The sequence below is a fragment of the Brevundimonas sp. UBA5713 genome (assembly GCF_002419815.1).
Lineage (GTDB): Bacteria > Pseudomonadota > Alphaproteobacteria > Caulobacterales > Caulobacteraceae > Brevundimonas.
The window spans coordinates 22,064-37,963 of sequence record NZ_DIGV01000027.1 but is presented as its reverse complement, the minus strand read 5'-3'; the positions used below and the strand labels follow the sequence as shown (position 1 = coordinate 37,963).

Sequence of the window (15,900 nt, the reverse complement as noted above, 5' to 3'; positions counted from 1 at the left end):
AGCCGAAGAAGTCGGCTCCCCCTCCATCCGGTCCTGTCGCCAGTACGGCCACACGATCCACCCGTCAGGGAAGTTCAATGTTTATTGCCATCGCCCGTCCGGCGGTGGAGCCCGTCGGCCCCGACGCCGTCGCCGTCCCGGGTTCTCCCGCCATCGCCAATCTGACCCCGCGCGCCCTGCACGCCCGACTGCTGACCAATGCAGCCCTGCGTCGCCGTCGCGGTTTGCAGCGCCGCGCCGAGGCTCGTCTGGATGATGCCGAATACTGGATGCAGGCCGCCTTTGCCGCCGTCGCCAAGGCCTCGGAAGCCCGAAGCACCGCCGTCCTGCCCTGAAAACGGCTGTACTGTTAGTCAGACGATTAGTTTTCCTGCAACTTTTACGGTACTAACAGCGCGTCACCGGACACGATTCGACGCCATTCGGGGCGTCTGTCTTCAGGAGCTCCCTTTTGGCCCGCCCCTCGCGCAAAAACATGGATGCCGATACCCCCACGGCCCGCGACCAGTTGCTGGATGCCACCGGGGCCCTGATGACCGAGCAGCGCTCCATCGAGATTTCACTGTCGGAAATCGCCGAGCGTTCGGGCCTGAACTCGGCGCTGGTGAAATACTATTTCGGATCCAAGAACGGCCTACTGGTCGCCCTGCTGCGCAAGGTACTGGGCCCGCGCATGGCCGAACTGCAACCGCTGGCCAGCGCCGACATGCCCGCCAATGAAAAGCTGCGCATCCACATCAACGGTGTGGTGAACACCTATTTCAAATACCCCTATGTGAACCGGCTGATGCACTATCTGCTGACCGATGCGGGTCAGGAGTATGGCAAGATCATTGCCGAGGAGTTCGCCCGCCCTCTGGTCGAAACCCAGACCGCCATTCTGGCCGAGGGCCAGCAAGCCGGCCTGTTTCGCCAAACCGATCCGCTGATCTTTTATTTCCATCTGGTCGGCGCGTGTGACTTCCTGTTCTTCGGCCGCGCCACACTGGATCACGTCTTCGACGTGCCCGAGGTCACACAGGACCTGAAGCGCCGCTATGTCGAGCACCTGTATCAAACCCTGACCCAGGGCCTCGCCCCCACATAGGCCGAGTGAAAACGCCTCGGGACTGTAGAATGTGTCCCATTAGCGCCCCGTGACATCCTGCCCCGGCTTCATCTGCATCGCCACCAGCGCCAGCACCGCCATCAGGCCCACCATCAGCCACCAGGCAATCGTCAGGTCATCCAGCTGTTGGCGCAGGGCACCCGCCACCAGCGGCGTCAAGGCCGCCAGCAGATAGCCACCACCCTGCACAAAGCCGACCACACTGCCCGCCTCATCGGCATTGCGGGCATGGTCCATGGCCGTGATCAGTGTCAGCGGGAACAGGCCTCCGATCCCCAAGCCCATGATCAGGATCGCCGCCAGCGCCAGCACCTCGGGAGCCGTCGCCAGACAGATCAACCCCACCGCCGTCAGTCCGGTAAACGTCACCAAGGCCGGTCGGCGGTCCCGGAACCGGCTGATCCACACAGAAACCGTTATCCCCGCCACCACTTCGGCAACTGTAACCATGGCTAGCGCCGCGCCCGCAGCCTCGGCAGACCAGCCCAACTGCATGTAGAAAGGCGGCAGCCACGCCAGCACCAGCGTATAGGCGCCTGTCCCCAGCCCCAACAAAACCACCAGCAACCATACCCGCCTATAGCGATACAGCCTTGCCCGTTCGGCCCTGCCCTGTTCAGCACGGGACGGCTGATCCGTCGGCTCGTTTGGGACGCTGATCCACCAGACCACTGCCGCCAAAATCGCCGGCACAGCCCAGATGCCCAGCGCCACAGGCCAACCTGCCGCACCCGCCACCCATGGTGACAGGGCACTGGCCGCCATGGCCCCACCCATGATCGCCGTGGTGTAGAACCCCATCAGCGAGGCCGCCGCTGTGCCGCCACAACGGTGGATCACGCGCGGCATCAAGGCCTGCACCATGGCAATGCCCAGACCACCCAGCAGAGCCGTGGCCACCAGAGCGACCTCGCCCGGCCCGAACCATCGCAGCGCGCTACACAACGCCACCAGCAGGACGCCCAGCGCAATGCCCGACCGCTCCCCCAGCCACGCGCGCATCCGCACCGAGCCGAACATACACGCGCCCATCAATGCCACCGGCAAGGTGGTCAGCATGCCTGCCGTCACATCCGACACGCCCGTATCGCGTTGAATATCTTCCAGCAGCGGTCCCACCGCCGCCAATGTGGGTCGCAAGGCCAATCCGGCCAGCACGACCGCCGTCGCAAACACCATCCGGTCACGCCAGTTCCGCATACGCCATCTCCTCACGCATGCTCAAAGGCGACCATCCCCCGAAGGCGATTGGCATACGACAACTTCTAGACAGTCCAGTTATCTCGACGTAAAGATAATATATCTTGAGGTCAAGATAACTCCATACAGGACCCGCTGATGGACCGCGCTGCCAAAGCTGCCTCACAATGGGCATCCGAAAAGCCCCACTGGGATACCGGCCCTATGGTGCTGTTCGGTCGCCTGATCGAAGCGGGCGTGATCCTGACGCGTGACAAGCTTGGCCCCGTCTATGCCAGGTTCGGCATACAGCGCGGAGAGTTCGACGTGCTGGCCACACTGCGCCGCGCCGGTAAACCCTATGCGCTGACGCCGACCGAACTGTACGAAACCAGTATGGTCACCTCGGGCAGTATGACCCACCGCATCGACCGTCTTGAAGCCTCCGGCCTCGTCGAGCGCCTGCCCAATCCAGCCGACCGTCGCGGCTTTCTGGTGCAACTGACCGCCAAGGGCCGCGCCCTGATCGAGGCGGCGCTGGTCGAGCAAATGGCGTTGCAAAAGGAGGCCCTCGGCACCTTGTCCGAGGACGAGCAAATCACCCTGTCCTACCTGCTGGGCAAGCTGATCGCCGCGAACTGCGATCCGCTGTAAGGCTCAACGCAAGCTCCGCCTTCTCGACGACATTCCGAGTGGCCCGCGGTCAGAAGGCTACCGCCTTCTCGACCCGACGCGGGCTATGCGGGTGCCCTCAAGCAGCGAGCGCCCGCGGCGCGAGTGCTAGGGCACTTTTTAAGCGGCCCGCGCTCAGAAGGCTTTAGCCTTCTCGACGACATTCTGAGTGGCCCGCGGTCAGAAGGCTCCGCCTTCTCGACCCGACGCGGGCTATGCAGGCTACCCGCCAAAGGCGGGCGCCCTCAAGCAGCGAGCGCCCGCGGCGAGAGCGCTAGGGCACTATTAAAGTCCCCGCGAGATCACTTCCTTCATCACCTCGTTGGTGCCGCCAAAGATGCGGGTGACACGGCTGTCGCGCCACAGGCGGGCGATGGGAAACTCGTTCATGTATCCCGCCCCGCCGTGCACCTGCAGGGCACGATCGCACATCTCCCATTGCAGGTCGGTGTGGAACAGCTTGGCCGCCGAAGCCTCCACCGGCGTCAGCTCACCCGCCACATGGCGTTGCAAACACCAGTCCAGATGCGCCCATCCCACCTGCACCTTGGCCGCCATCTCTGCCAGATTGTGGCGCATGGTCTGCAAGGCAAAGATCGGCTTGCCGAACGCCTCGCGCTCCTTGGCATAGGCCAGCGCCAGATCCAGTGCCTTTTGCGCCGCGGCCTGTGCCGACACAGCAATCGACAGACGCTCCTGCGACAACTGCCCCATCAGATAATAGAAGCCATGCCCTTCCTGCCCCAACAGGGCATCGGCCCCCACACGCACATCATTGAAGAAAAGCTCTGATGTATCGCCGCCGTGCAGGCCGATCTTGTTGAGGTTGCGCCCGCGCGCAAAGCCTTCGGCATCCGACTCCACCAACAGCAGGCTGACGCCCTTAGCCCCCTGGCTGGGGTCTGTCTTGGCGACCACAATGATGAGGTCCGCCGTCTGGCCATTGGTGATGTAGGTCTTGGAGCCATTGATCACATAGCTGTCGCCATCCTTCAGCGCCGTGGTCCGTACGCCCTGAAGGTCAGAGCCCGCCCCCGGTTCGGTCATGGCGATGGCGGTAATCAGCTCGCCCGTCACCATGCGCGGCAGATATTTCTGCTTCTGCGCCTCGGAGCCATAGTTCAGCAGATAATCGACAATGATGTCCGACTGCAGGGTGAAACCCGCGGGCACCATGGCGTAGGCCATTTCTTCGGCCACCACAGCGTTGAACCGGAAATCCAGCCCCAGCCCGCCGTAGGCCTCGGGCACGGTGGGGCACAGCAGGCCTGCCTCGCCCGCCTTCAGCCAGAACGCCTGCTCGACCAGCCCTTCTTCCTCCCAGCGATCGAGATGCGGCTTGCCCTCGGCCTCGAAGAATTTGCGCACGCTCTCGCGAAACATGTCGTGCTGCTCGTCAAAGGCTGTCCGGCGGCTGGTGTCCAACATAAGTCATCCCCTCAAAATGGACTTGGCGTTTATTACTTATCTGATTAAATAACTACGGTAGCCCGCGCGCTACGGTCAAGGGAGGTTCCGATGTCGCGTCACGATACCGATCAGGTCGAAGCGCTCGACATGCTGGCCGACAGCCTGTCCGCCTATCTGTCCGACAACTGGTCCTTCGAGGCCCGCCGGCGCGCCATCGCCAGCGAGAACGGTTGGGATGTCGCCATCTGGAACGCGCTGGCCCATGAACTGGGCCTTCTCGCCGCCGCCGAGGCCGAGCACTACGGCGGCATGGGGCTGGGCCTGTCCGCGCACATCCGTATCTGCGAGCAACTCGGCCAGCATCTGGCCCTGACGCCCTATCTGGAAAGCAATGTCATCGGCGCGGCGCTGCTACGCGATGGCAATGCCACTGCCCGAAACCTGCTGGAACAGGCGCTTCAAGGCACGATCGTCGCGCCCGCCCTGTACGAACCACACAGCCGTTATAACCCCGCATCGGTTCGGACTATTGCCCGATCTTCCGACGATGGCTGGACCGTGTCAGGGCACAAACGGGTCGTCCGCGCCGCTCCGTGGGCCAACGCTCTGATCGTGTCGGCCCAGACTCCGTCCGGCCTTTCCCTCTTCGCCGTCGATCCGGGCGCGGTGGGCGTCACTCACACGCCCCTGACACTCCATGACGGCCTGCGCGCGTCAGAGATACAGTTGGTCAACGCCCCCGCCCTCCTGCTCTCCGGTGAAGGCTCGGCCCTCCCCTCCATCACCCGCGCGCTGGAAGAAGGCACACTGGCCCTCGCCGCCGAGGCCGTCGGCATCATGCGCCGCCTGACCCGCGCCACCCACGACTATGTGCGCCAACGCAAACAGTTCGGCCTGCCCATCGGCGCGTTTCAGGCCCTGCAGTTCCGCCTTGCCGACATGGCCATGGCGCTCGAAGAAGCCGAGGCCATCCTCGCCCCGACCCTCGAAGCCCTCGCCTCCGATGACGCCACGGCCCGCACGCGCGCCATCTCCAGCGCCAAGCTGACCATCGATCGCGCCTGCGAGACCGTCGCCACCGGCGCGGTCCAGCTTCACGGTGCCATCGGCCTGACCGACGAGCTGGACGTCAGCCACGCCTTCAAACGCGCTCTGATGATCCAGCACGAACTGGGCGACACCCACCACCACAGCGCCCTGCGCGCAGCGGCCTGATTTAAAAGGAAAAGGGGCTGTTAAAGCCCCAGCACCTGCCGCGAAATAATCCCGCGCTGGATTTCGTTGGACCCGCCATAGATGGAGGCGGCACGGCCATTCATATATCGGGCGCTGGCCAGCAACACCTCTATACTGGCCACAGGCGCGTCCACACCCGCCTGCTGGACAGCGGGGGCGTGCACACAGGCATATGGCCCTGCCACGCGCACCGCCAAACGTTGCAGCGCCTGCTGTGCTTCTGTGCCGCGCACCTTCAGCATGGATGATGCCACGCCGGGGTTTTCGCCGCGCGCAATCGCCGCCAGCACACTGTCTTCGGCGGCTTCCACCGAATCCACCAGCGCCGCCGCGCGGCCCAGATCGGCTCGCCATTCAGCGTGGTCCGACAGAACTCCGCCCTCGCCGTCCGGTGCAACAGCCATCATGGCGGCGATCTCCTCGACCATGCCGCGCAGGCCCGGGCCGACCGCATTGGCCCGCTCGAACTCCAGCAAATATTTGGCCACGGTCCATCCGGCATTTTCTTCGCCCAGACGGTTGGCGACCGGCACCCGCACATCCTCGAAGAAAACCTGGTTCAGCTCGTGATCGCCAGCAAGGGTGATGATCGGATCCACCGTGATCCCTGCCGCATCCATATCCAGCAGCAGGAAGCTGATACCCGCCTGCGGCTTGCCGTCCCGACTGGTCCGCACCAGCGCAAACATGCGGTTGGCAAAGTGGGCGTGGGTGGTCCAGATCTTGGACCCGTTCAGCACATAGTCGTCGCCATCGCGCACGGCTTTCAGCGACAGGCTGGCCAGATCGGATCCGGCCCCCGGCTCGGAGTAGCCCTGACACCAATAGTCCTCGCCTGACAGAAGGCGCGGCAGATACAGCGCCTTCTGCTCGGGCGTGCCGTACCGCATGATGCACGGACCCACCATCTTCAGCCCCATGGGGGCCAGCGTCGGTGCCCCCGCCCGCACACACTCTTCCATAAAGATATGCTGACGGCGTTCGTCCCACCCCGGCCCGCCATACTCGGCCGGCCACGACGGCGCGACCCAGCCCTTGGTGTGCAGGATTTTCTGCCACGCCAGACTGATCGGGGCCTCGATGAAGACACTGGTCGCACGCCGCGCCGCATCCTTGATGTCGGGCGGCAGGTTCGCCCGCACCCAGTCACGGACCTCGGCGCGAAACTGCGCCTCTTGGGGGGTATCACGCATGCAGCTGCCTCAGTTCACCTGCCGCTCGCGTCCAGCCCAATAGGGCTCACGCAGGGTGCGGCGCAGCACCTTGCCGGTCGCGTTTCTGGGCAGGGCCGGAATGAAGTCCACCGACTTGGGCAGTTTGTAGCCGCCGATCCGTTCGCGGGCATAGGCGATGATATCGTCCTCGATCGTCTCGGCTCCGGGCTTCAGCACCACCACGGCCTTGACCGCCTCGCCCCACTTCTCGTCCGGCACCCCGATCACCGCCACCTCCAGCACCGCCGGATGGCCAAAAATCGCGTTCTCGACCTCGTTGGGATAGACGTTCTCAGCTCCCGAACAGATCATGTCCTTGAAGCGGTCGGCGATGTAGAGATAGCCGTCGGCGTCCAGATATCCGGCATCGCCCGTGGCGAACCAGCCGTCATCGGTAACCGCCTCACGCGTCGCATCCTCGCGCTTCCAATAGCCCACCATATTGCAGGTCGAACGCGTCTGGATTTCCCCGATCTCGCCGGTCGGCAATATGGTGCCGTCCTTGGCGACGATCCTCAGCTCCACCCCCGGCATAGGCTTGCCCGCCCCGCGCATGCGCGCATTGCCATTGGGGTCGTGGTCCTCGGGCGGCAGGAAGACGATTGTGCCCGTCGTCTCGGTCGCGCCGTACTGCTGGCAGAAGCCACAGCCGAACACTTCGGTCGCCTGCTTCAACAACTCCAACGCAATCGGAGAAGCCCCGTAGAGGATATAGCGCAGACGGCTGTAGTCGATCTCGCGCACACGCGGGTTCAACAGCAGCATATGTAGCGCCGTCGGCACCACAAACAGCTTGCTGATCCCCGCTGCCAGTGCATCCAGCACCTGATCGGGGATAAACTCCCGCTGGATGATATTCTTGGCCCCGTTGAAATAGCCGACAGTGGCCCAGCCCACTCCGCCGACATGGCCCAGCGGCATGGCCACCAGATTGATGTCGTCCGCTTCCCAGCGCGACCAATCCATATGTGCAAAGCCGTCGGGAATGGTGCGGTTACCGACCATGTTGAAATGGCTCAGCATCACACCCTTGGGCAGGCCCGTGGTGCCAGAGGTGTATAGCTGCAGGCAGACATCCTGGGGATCGACCTCGACACGCGGATCGCTGTCCTCTTGCGCATCGCGCCACTGGCTAAAGCGAGCAAAGTCCGGCGCGCCGTCCTCCAGAGTCACGATCTTGGCCGCCGGTAGTTTCTCGGCGAACTCCGGCAGGCGATCATATTGGTCCGGCCCCACGAACAGCACCTGCGCCTCGCAGTCGGACGCGATATGGAGGATTTCCGGTGCAGCCAAACGCCATATGATCGGAACGGTCACCGCCCCCGCCTTGGCCGCACCAAAGTAAATCTCGAAAAACTCGTCACAGCCCTTGCCGACAAAGGCGATCCTGTCGCCGCGCTCCACCCCTTCGGCGATCAGGGCGCGCGCCACACGATTGGTCCGACGGTCCAGTTCCGCCCAGCTCGTCTCGCGCCCTTCAAACACACTGGCGACCTTGTGCGGCCGCGTGCGCGCATAGTGACGCGGGATGTCCCCCAGCGTCGGCATGGCGTCATAGTCAATGTCGGATACAACGGTGTCGGCCTGCACAAGCGCCATCGGTAGTCCTCCCTGACGGCCCTCTTACGGGGCCATGAGATGGATTAACTGCCCGATTAGCGGCGCTTGGCAACTATCGCATCCGATAGGGTGAGATCACCTTGTGCTGACAAATCCGAGAGACGCGGCTTGCTGGACAATGCGCAAACGTCCCGTGCGCCCCAGTTTTTCGCCTGCATTCTTCAGGTGAAACCGCACCGTCGGCGTCGATAGCCCCAGAATGACGCCAATCTCGGAATCCGTCTTTCCGCCTGCCGCCAGTTTCAGACACTGGATCTCGCGCCGTGTCAGCTTAACCGCCCGAATAGGATCGCGGCCGCGATGATGCTCGTCGCACAGGGCTATGAATTGCAGGGCCTCGGCCTGTAGCCGCGCCGCATGCGCGTCAAACACCGCCTCCACGTCCAGCAGGTCTTCCGAGGCATAGACCACAGCCCCGATCACACTGCCGGGAAGATGCACCGGACAGACGACCGAACACCGCAGCCGCGTATCAAAGGCCGCAATCTGCTCGATCAAACTCTCGTCCAGCGGAATGCTCCGCCAGCTGCCCACCTGCCCGTCAGCAAAGAAAAACGGTTCGGCCATCTGCCGCACAATGGCGAAAATGCCCATGCGCAGCGTCAGATCGGGCTGTCGCCAATACCCCGGCCCATAGGCGGCAAAGTCGAACATGTCGGGAATGGGCTCACCGTCCGGCCCCGTCACCGGACGGGTCGAGGAAATGTCCGCCCACGCCGCCACCTGCGGCAAGCCCACATCGCGACCCAGCGCCGCGATGCGCGCGGCCCGTTCCGAGATGGTCAAATCGCTGGCCGTCATACGCTCTCCCTCGGCCCTATCATTACTGAGAGGTTCAAGACCGACAAGCTCTATGTAATCGTCCAACTAATAACGGCGTCGTGCGAAATGGATACGCCAGTACTGTCCCGTGCCGATTTCCGGACCGGACAAGGCCAGCCGCTTCGAAACGACCTCCGCTTCAAAACGACGGTGACCAAAGTCATCGCACCATGGGAGGAACGGTATGCGTCACATTGGGAACAAGTCGATCCTATTAGCCGGGGCCGCTCTGGCGACCCTATGGACGTCCACCGCCACCGCGCAGGACGCACCCGAAACCAACCCCACGGCGGTCAGCGACATCGTCGTGACCGCCCAGCGCCGCGAGCAGAGCATCAACTCTGTCGGCATGGGCATTCAGGCCTTCAGCGCCGAGGCCTTGGACAACCTTCAGGTCACCGATGTGAAAGACCTGACCATCGTCGCCCCTTCCTTCACGGTGACGCAGGGCTATCACGGCGTGCCGATCTACACCCTGCGCGGCATCGGCTTTAACACCATCAACCTGTCGTCCACGTCCACTGTCGGCTCCTATGTCGACGAGGTCGCCTATGCTTATCCCTTCATGCTGTCGGGGCCGGTGTTCGACATCGGCCGCGTGGAGGTCCTGAAAGGCCCGCAAGGCACGCTTTATGGCCGCAACACCACTGCCGGTCTGGTCAGCTTCATCACCAACGCCCCCAGCCACGAGTTCGAGGCCACCGGCTCGATCGAGGTCGGCAACTACGAGACCCTCAACTTTGAAACCGCCGTGTCCGGTCCGATCAGTGACCGCGCCCGAGTGCGCCTGGCCGTTCGCAAGGAATATTCCGGCGAAGGCTGGCAAGAAGACATGGCTTCCGGCGATACGCAGGGCAAGGTCGACCGCATCGGTGCCCGCTTCCGTCTGGATTGGGAGCCGACCGACAGCCTGACCTTCAATCTGTCCCTGTCCGGCTGGACCAATGACAGCGACACCATCACCGGTCAGGCCATCGGCTATACGCCCGCAACCGACCCCGGCATTCCGGGCCGGTTTGCCGCCTTTAACGCGCCGGGTCTGGTCAACTATGTGGCCAACAACCGCCCATCCCACGGCAAGGATGCCAGCTGGGCCCCGCGCAATGTCCGCAACCGCGTGGTGGGCACTATTCCGGGCCTCGATGGAGAGCTGAAGGAAGATTCGTCCTTCTTTGGTGCTGCCCTGCGCACCACTTTTGACTTCAACGAGGACGTGCGCCTCGTCTCCCTGACCAGCTATAACTATCTGGACCGCAACGCCCTGTCGGACTGGTCCGGTGCCCCCTATGAAATCATGGTCCAGCGACTGGACGGCGAGGCCAAATCCTTCTCGCAGGAACTGCGACTGGAGGGGACGACCGAAAGGCTGACATGGCTGATCGGAGCCTATTATGCGGACGACAAGCTGATCGATAACAACATCAGCAATCTGAACGACAACGCCAACGTCACCATGATCCGCTTTCAGGGCAACACCCTGCTGGGCACGCCGTTCAACTCTCTGGGCCATACCTCACAGGACATGATCGGAGCCTTCCGGGGCTATCGCGATCTTGGCCGCATCAACGCCGACACCAAGTCGGTCTTCGCCCACGGCGAATGGAAGCTGTCCGACACGCTGAACCTGACCACCGGCGTGCGCTGGACGAACGACCGCCAGACCTATGTCGGCTGCTCGGCCGACAATAACGGCTCCATGCTGCCCAACGTCAACGTCGTGAACCGCGCCCTGATCTTCAACCTGTTCGGCGGCGTCTTTGCCCCGACCATCGGCATGAACGAGTGCAACACCTACAATCCGGCTCTCGAACGTTTCGCCGAAGGCACCCACGAGATTGACGAGGAAAACGTCGGCTGGCGCCTTGGCCTCGACTGGCAGGCCACGCCCAGCACCCTGATCTACGGCTCGGTGTCAGAAGGCTATAAGGCCGGTAACACCCCCATCAACGCCGCCAATGTCTCGACCCAGAACGAACCGGCGATGCAGGAAAAACTGCTGGCCTATGAACTGGGTGCCAAGGCGGGACTGGCCGATGGACGTATCCAGTTCAATGTGGCGGGCTTCTACTACGATTACACGGACAAGCAGATCTCGGTCTATTTCGCCGACCCGATCTATACGGCCCTGCGTCGTCTGCAGAATGTGCCTGAATCCGAAGCCTACGGCATCGATGCCGAGGCCACGTGGCGCGTCACCGACGCCTTCAGCGTGAATGTCGCCGCCACCAAGCTGACCACCAAGGTCATCGACTATCACGGCACCAACGCCAACGGCCTGCCACAGGTCTATGACGACATTCCCTTCCCCAACAGCCCCGAATGGCAGGCCAGCATCACCGCCAACTATGATGCGCCGATCAACGAGCGTCTGGGCCTACAGGCCACACTGAACTACCGCTGGCAGTCGGACACCGCGTCCGACCTGTCCGAAGGTCCGCTGTTCGAGATCGACTCCTTCGGCACGCTGAACGGCTCCATCGGTCTTTACGACCTCAACGGCCAATGGAAACTGAACCTGTGGGGCCGCAACCTGACCGACGAGTATTATTGGACGTCCGTTTCGTCCAACGCCAACCTTGCCGTCCGCTTTGCTGGCAAGCCCCGGACCTTTGGTCTGAATCTGTCCTACGCCTACTGATACATCCCCCTCTGAACGGGTCACGGCCTTGTGTCGTGGCCCGTCTTTCTTTCTCCCCGAAATTACTTATACATTTAATTAGAACGATTATCTGAGGGGAGGATCGTCGCCATGCACCCGTCCGTCCATGCCCGAACCGCGCCGGACAAGCCCGCCCTGATCATGGCAGGCTCCGGTCAGTCCCTGACCTATGCCCAGCTGGACGCCCTCTCCAACCGCAATGCCCGCGCCCTGCGCGCCGCTGGCCTCCAGCGTGGCGACACAGTGGCCATCTGTCTGCCCAATGTGATCGGTTTCATCCCCTTGGTGTGGGGGGCCCAGCGCGCAGGCCTGCGTTACGTCTGTGTCTCCAGCCGCCTGACAACCGAAGAGCTGACCTATATCCTCAACGACTGTGACGCCCGCGTCCTCATCGTCTCCCCCGAGGTCGAGGTAGCCCGGGACCTGAACCTGTCCGCCGCCCCTACTGTCAAAGCCTATGCCTACGGCGCGCCGCTGGCCGGTCTGCCTGCATGGGATTCGCTGGCGAACAGCCAGGATCCGACGCCCCTGCCGGATCAGTCTGCCGGTATCGAAATGCTCTATTCGTCCGGCACTACGGGTCGTCCCAAGGGCATCGCCCTGCCGTTCGAGACCGATGACATTCTGGTCCCCGACACCCTGACCCAGATGGCCGCAGGCCTGTTCGGCATCAATGACCAGACCGTCTATCTGTCGCCCGCGCCGCTGTACCACGCCGCGCCGCTGCGCTGGACCATGGCGGTGCACCGATTGGGCGGTACCGCCATCATCATGGAACGGTTCGACCCCGAACTGGCCCTATCGGCCATCGCCAATCACCGCGTTACCGCTGGCCAGTTCGTGCCCACCCATTTCGTGCGCATGCTGAAACTGCCGGACGACAAGCGCCTGTCCTATGATGTCTCCAGCATCAAGCTGGCCCTCCACGCCGCCGCCCCCTGCCCCGTGCCCGTCAAGGAAGCCATGATCGACTGGTGGGGTCCGGTTCTGGTCGAATACTACGCCGGTACCGAGGGCAACGGCCTGACCATGATCAACTCTGCTGACTGGCTGTCCCACAAAGGCTCTGTCGGTCGCGCCGTTCTGGGCCGTGTCCGCATCTGCGACGACGACGGCGAGGAGGTGCCCACCGGCACTGTGGGTCAGGTCTATTTCTCCGATGGCCGCACCTTCGCCTATCACAACGATCCTGACAAAAGCGCCGAGAGCCTGAACCGCCACGGTTGGTCCACTCTGGGCGATATCGGACGCCTCGACGAAGAAGGCTTCCTGTATCTGACCGACCGCAAGAGCTTCACCATCATCTCCGGCGGCGTGAACATCTATCCGCAGGAGATCGAGAACCTGCTGATCCAGCACCCCGCTGTGGCCGATGTGGCCGTGGTCGGCGCGCCCTGCCCTGAAATGGGCGAGCAAGTGGTGGCTGTAATCCAGCCCGCCGAGTGGACAGACTGTCCAGACACCCGTTCCCAGTTGGCCGCCACCTTGCAAAGCTGGACCCGCGAGCGGCTCAGCGGCGTCAAAACCCCGCGCCGCTTCGACTTCATGGCCCAACTGCCCCGCCATGATACCGGCAAGCTCTACAAACGCCTGCTGCGTGACCGCTATTGGGCCGACAGCGCCGGCACCTGACCCCGCTGTCGCGCCTATGCTTGAGGCATTGCCAAGCCGCCCTGCTCAAGCTACCCATCCAATCAGTCTCGTTATGAAAGTATAGGGGAAAGCCTTGGATCAGTTCGAAGGGGCCGGTGCCGTCCGCCCGGGTTTTGAACTTCCCGTCGATCGCCTGACCGACTGGCTGAAATCGGTTCTGCCGGATCTCGTCACCCCGATCCGGCTCAGCCAGTTCAAGGGCGGTCAGTCCAACCCCACCTACCGCATCGATGCGGGCGACAAGGCCTATGTCCTGCGCCGCAAACCCTCGGGGGCGATCCTCAAAGGTGCCCACGCCGTCGAGCGTGAGTTCCGCGTGATTTCGGGTCTGGCCAAGGCAGGCTTCCCCGTCGCCTGCGCCATCGGCCTGTGCGAGGATGACAGCGTCATCGGCTCGACCTTCTATGTGATGGAGCTGGTCGAGGGTCGCATCTTCTGGAACCCGACCTTGCCGGACCTGACGCCCGAGCAACGCAGCCAGCATTTCGATGCCCTGAATGCCACCATCGCCGCGCTGCACGCCATCAATCCGGCCGATATCGGCTTGGAAGACTATGGCCGTCCGGGCAACTTCTTCGCCCGCCAGATCGAGCGCTGGTCCAAACAATATCTGGCCGATGATCTGGCCGGACGCGACCCCAATATGGATCGCCTGATCGAGTGGCTGCCTGCCAACATGCCGGCCGATGATGGCACATCTTCAATCATCCACGGCGACTACCGTGCCGATAATTTGATTTTCGCCCCTGACGGCCCCACCGTCCGCGCCGTGCTGGACTGGGAACTGTCCACGCTGGGCCACCCCATGGGGGATTTCACCTATCACATGATGATGTACCGCCTGCCGCCGCACATGATCGGCGGCTTTGCAGGGGCAGACCTCGCATTGCTCGGCATTCCTTCCGAGGCGGACTACCTGAAAGCCTATTGCGATCGCACAGGCCGCGCGATCCCGACGGAGGCCGAACTACGCTTCTACTTCGCCTTCAACATGTTCCGCTTCGCCGCCATCTTCCACGGCATCAAAGGCCGCCTGCTGCGTGGCAGCGCCGCCTCCGAACACGCCCAGACCATGGCCGACAACTTCCCCGAACTCGCCGCCCTCGCCTGGGCCCAAACCGGAGCCACAGCATGAGCATCAACGATTTGGAGCGTGGCCGCGACATCGCCGCCCGCGTCGAAGCCTTCGTGCGCGAAACCATCATCCCGTATGAAAAAGACCCGCGCGCAGAAAGCCACGGCCCGACCGACGAACTGGTCGAGGAAATGCGCGATAAAGCCCGTGCCGCTGGCCTGCTGACGCCACATATTCCGGGCGGCACGGACCACGTCTCGCACCGCTCGACCTCGCTAATCCTGCAAGCTGCGGGCCTGTCCCCGCTCGGCCCCGTAGCGCTGAACGTGATGGCTCCGGACGAGGGCAATATGTACATGCTGGGTCAGGTCGCCAGCGACGGCCAGAAGAACCATTTCCTCAAACCGATGATCGCGGGCACGGTCCGCTCCGCCTTCTTTATGACAGAGCCCGCTGCCGATGGCGGCGCAGGCGCAGACCCGTCCATGATCCAGACCACGGCGGTCAGGGACGGCAATCATTGGGTCATCAATGGCCGCAAAGCCTTCATCACCGGCGCGGTCGGTGCCTCGGTCGGCATCATCATGGCCAAGACCGATGCCGGTGACGGCAAGGTCGCCGCCACCATGTTCCTGATCGACCTGCCCAACCCCGCCATTACAGTCGAGCGCGTGCTGGACACGATCGACTCCTCCATGCCGGGTGGCCACTCCATCCTCAAGATCGACAACCTGCGCGTGGACGACAGCGCCATCCTCGGCGAACCCCATCACGGCTTCAAATATGCGCAAGTGCGCCTCGCCCCGGCGCGTCTGACCCACTGCATGCGCTGGCTGGGTTCGTGCAAACGCGCCCACGAGATCGCGTCTGCCTATGCCGTCAAACGCCACGCCTTCGGCAAGCCCCTGATCGACCACGAAGGCGTCGGCTTCATGCTGGCCGACAACCTGATCGAGATTAAGCAGGCCGAACTGATGATCGACTGGTGCGCCAGCGTGCTGGACACCGGCGTGCTGGGCACGACCGAAAGCTCCATGGCCAAGGTCTCGGTGTCTGAATCCCTGTTCCGCATCGCCGACCGCTGCGTCCAGATCATGGGCGGCACCGGCGTCTCCGGCGACACTCCCGTCGAACAGATCTTCCGCGAAGTCCGCGCCTTCCGCATCTACGACGGCCCCACCGAGGTCCACAAATGGAGCCTCGCCAAAAAGATCAAACGGGACATTCTCAAGCCCGCATAAACGAAAAAGCC

The 15,900-nt window shown here is 63.1% G+C and carries 13 protein-coding genes; 8 read left to right on the top strand and 5 right to left on the bottom strand.

Annotated features, from left to right (window positions below; all coding sequences use genetic code 11):
- Positions 1–77: 77 nt before the first annotated feature.
- Positions 78–335 carry a hypothetical protein gene (locus tag B3B04_RS06415; protein WP_292041157.1) on the top strand — a complete coding sequence of 86 codons (258 nt, stop codon included), beginning with the start codon at positions 78–80 and terminating at the stop codon, positions 333–335.
- 116 nt (positions 336–451) lie between these two features.
- Positions 452–1,087 carry a TetR family transcriptional regulator gene (locus B3B04_RS06410; protein ID WP_292041155.1) on the top strand — a complete coding sequence of 212 codons (636 nt, stop codon included), beginning with the start codon at positions 452–454 and terminating at the stop codon, positions 1,085–1,087.
- A 39-nt stretch (positions 1,088–1,126) separates the two neighbouring features.
- Here the strand turns inward: B3B04_RS06410 and B3B04_RS06405 are convergent, their stop codons facing one another.
- Complete coding sequence (locus B3B04_RS06405) at positions 1,127–2,308, bottom strand: MFS transporter (RefSeq protein ID WP_292041153.1); 1,182 nt, start codon at positions 2,306–2,308, stop codon at positions 1,127–1,129.
- Between the two features lie 138 nt (positions 2,309–2,446).
- On the opposite strand from B3B04_RS06405, the gene B3B04_RS06400 reads away from it, so the two are divergent.
- Complete coding sequence (locus tag B3B04_RS06400; RefSeq protein WP_292041151.1) at positions 2,447–2,941, top strand: MarR family winged helix-turn-helix transcriptional regulator; 495 nt, start codon at positions 2,447–2,449, stop codon at positions 2,939–2,941.
- Between the two features lie 303 nt (positions 2,942–3,244).
- Here the strand turns inward: B3B04_RS06400 and B3B04_RS06395 are convergent, their stop codons facing one another.
- A complete protein-coding gene (locus tag B3B04_RS06395; protein ID WP_292041150.1) occupies positions 3,245–4,387 on the bottom strand; it encodes an acyl-CoA dehydrogenase family protein in 1,143 nt (380 codons plus the stop codon).
- A 90-nt stretch (positions 4,388–4,477) separates the two neighbouring features.
- Between B3B04_RS06395 and B3B04_RS06390 the strand changes: the two genes are divergently transcribed.
- Positions 4,478–5,584: an acyl-CoA dehydrogenase family protein gene (locus tag B3B04_RS06390; protein WP_292041148.1), complete on the top strand. Its 1,107-nt coding sequence runs from the start codon at positions 4,478–4,480 to the stop codon at positions 5,582–5,584.
- Between the two features lie 20 nt (positions 5,585–5,604).
- On the opposite strand, the gene B3B04_RS06385 is transcribed toward B3B04_RS06390, so the two are convergent.
- The 3 genes from B3B04_RS06385 to B3B04_RS06375 form a co-directional block, all read right to left on the bottom strand.
- Positions 5,605–6,798: an acyl-CoA dehydrogenase family protein gene (locus B3B04_RS06385; protein WP_292041146.1), complete on the bottom strand. Its 1,194-nt coding sequence runs from the start codon at positions 6,796–6,798 to the stop codon at positions 5,605–5,607.
- A 9-nt stretch (positions 6,799–6,807) separates the two neighbouring features.
- On the bottom strand, positions 6,808–8,418 hold the full coding sequence (locus B3B04_RS06380) for a fatty acid--CoA ligase (RefSeq protein ID WP_292041144.1): 1,611 nt from the start codon (positions 8,416–8,418) through the stop codon (positions 6,808–6,810).
- Positions 8,419–8,514: 96 nt separating this feature from the next.
- Positions 8,515–9,240 carry a response regulator transcription factor gene (locus B3B04_RS06375; RefSeq protein ID WP_292041142.1) on the bottom strand — a complete coding sequence of 242 codons (726 nt, stop codon included), beginning with the start codon at positions 9,238–9,240 and terminating at the stop codon, positions 8,515–8,517.
- A gap of 205 nt (positions 9,241–9,445) precedes the next feature.
- On the opposite strand from B3B04_RS06375, the gene B3B04_RS06370 reads away from it, so the two are divergent.
- The 4 genes from B3B04_RS06370 (at position 9,446) to B3B04_RS06355 (ending at position 15,889) form a co-directional block, all read left to right on the top strand.
- Positions 9,446–11,899: a TonB-dependent receptor gene (locus B3B04_RS06370; protein WP_292041140.1), complete on the top strand. Its 2,454-nt coding sequence runs from the start codon at positions 9,446–9,448 to the stop codon at positions 11,897–11,899.
- A gap of 111 nt (positions 11,900–12,010) precedes the next feature.
- Positions 12,011–13,552 (top strand): acyl-CoA synthetase, encoded by a 1,542-nt coding sequence (locus B3B04_RS06365; protein ID WP_292041139.1) that lies wholly within the window; start codon positions 12,011–12,013, stop codon positions 13,550–13,552.
- 94 nt (positions 13,553–13,646) lie between these two features.
- Positions 13,647–14,708: a phosphotransferase gene (locus tag B3B04_RS06360; RefSeq protein ID WP_292041137.1), complete on the top strand. Its 1,062-nt coding sequence runs from the start codon at positions 13,647–13,649 to the stop codon at positions 14,706–14,708.
- On the top strand, positions 14,705–15,889 hold the full coding sequence (locus tag B3B04_RS06355; protein ID WP_292041135.1) for an acyl-CoA dehydrogenase family protein: 1,185 nt from the start codon (positions 14,705–14,707) through the stop codon (positions 15,887–15,889). Before B3B04_RS06360 ends, B3B04_RS06355 begins: the two co-directional genes overlap by 4 nt.
- Positions 15,890–15,900: the final 11 nt, after the last annotated feature.

What these genes read in the sequence shown, in the direction of transcription:
- B3B04_RS06415 (WP_292041157.1), top strand. Translation starts at nt 78, where the DNA reads ATGTTTATTGCCATCGCCCGTCCGGCGGTGGAGCCCGTCGGCCCCGAC.
- B3B04_RS06405 (WP_292041153.1), bottom strand. Translation starts at nt 2,308, where the DNA reads ATGCGGAACTGGCGTGACCGGATGGTGTTTGCGACGGCGGTCGTGCTG.
- B3B04_RS06400 (WP_292041151.1), top strand. Translation starts at nt 2,447, where the DNA reads ATGGACCGCGCTGCCAAAGCTGCCTCACAATGGGCATCCGAAAAGCCC.
- B3B04_RS06395 (WP_292041150.1), bottom strand. Translation starts at nt 4,387, where the DNA reads ATGTTGGACACCAGCCGCCGGACAGCCTTTGACGAGCAGCACGACATG.
- B3B04_RS06390 (WP_292041148.1), top strand. Translation starts at nt 4,478, where the DNA reads ATGTCGCGTCACGATACCGATCAGGTCGAAGCGCTCGACATGCTGGCC.
- B3B04_RS06385 (WP_292041146.1), bottom strand. Translation starts at nt 6,798, where the DNA reads ATGCGTGATACCCCCCAAGAGGCGCAGTTTCGCGCCGAGGTCCGTGAC.
- B3B04_RS06380 (WP_292041144.1), bottom strand. Translation starts at nt 8,418, where the DNA reads ATGGCGCTTGTGCAGGCCGACACCGTTGTATCCGACATTGACTATGAC.
- B3B04_RS06375 (WP_292041142.1), bottom strand. Translation starts at nt 9,240, where the DNA reads ATGACGGCCAGCGATTTGACCATCTCGGAACGGGCCGCGCGCATCGCG.
- B3B04_RS06370 (WP_292041140.1), top strand. Translation starts at nt 9,446, where the DNA reads ATGCGTCACATTGGGAACAAGTCGATCCTATTAGCCGGGGCCGCTCTG.
- B3B04_RS06365 (WP_292041139.1), top strand. Translation starts at nt 12,011, where the DNA reads ATGCACCCGTCCGTCCATGCCCGAACCGCGCCGGACAAGCCCGCCCTG.
- B3B04_RS06355 (WP_292041135.1), top strand. Translation starts at nt 14,705, where the DNA reads ATGAGCATCAACGATTTGGAGCGTGGCCGCGACATCGCCGCCCGCGTC.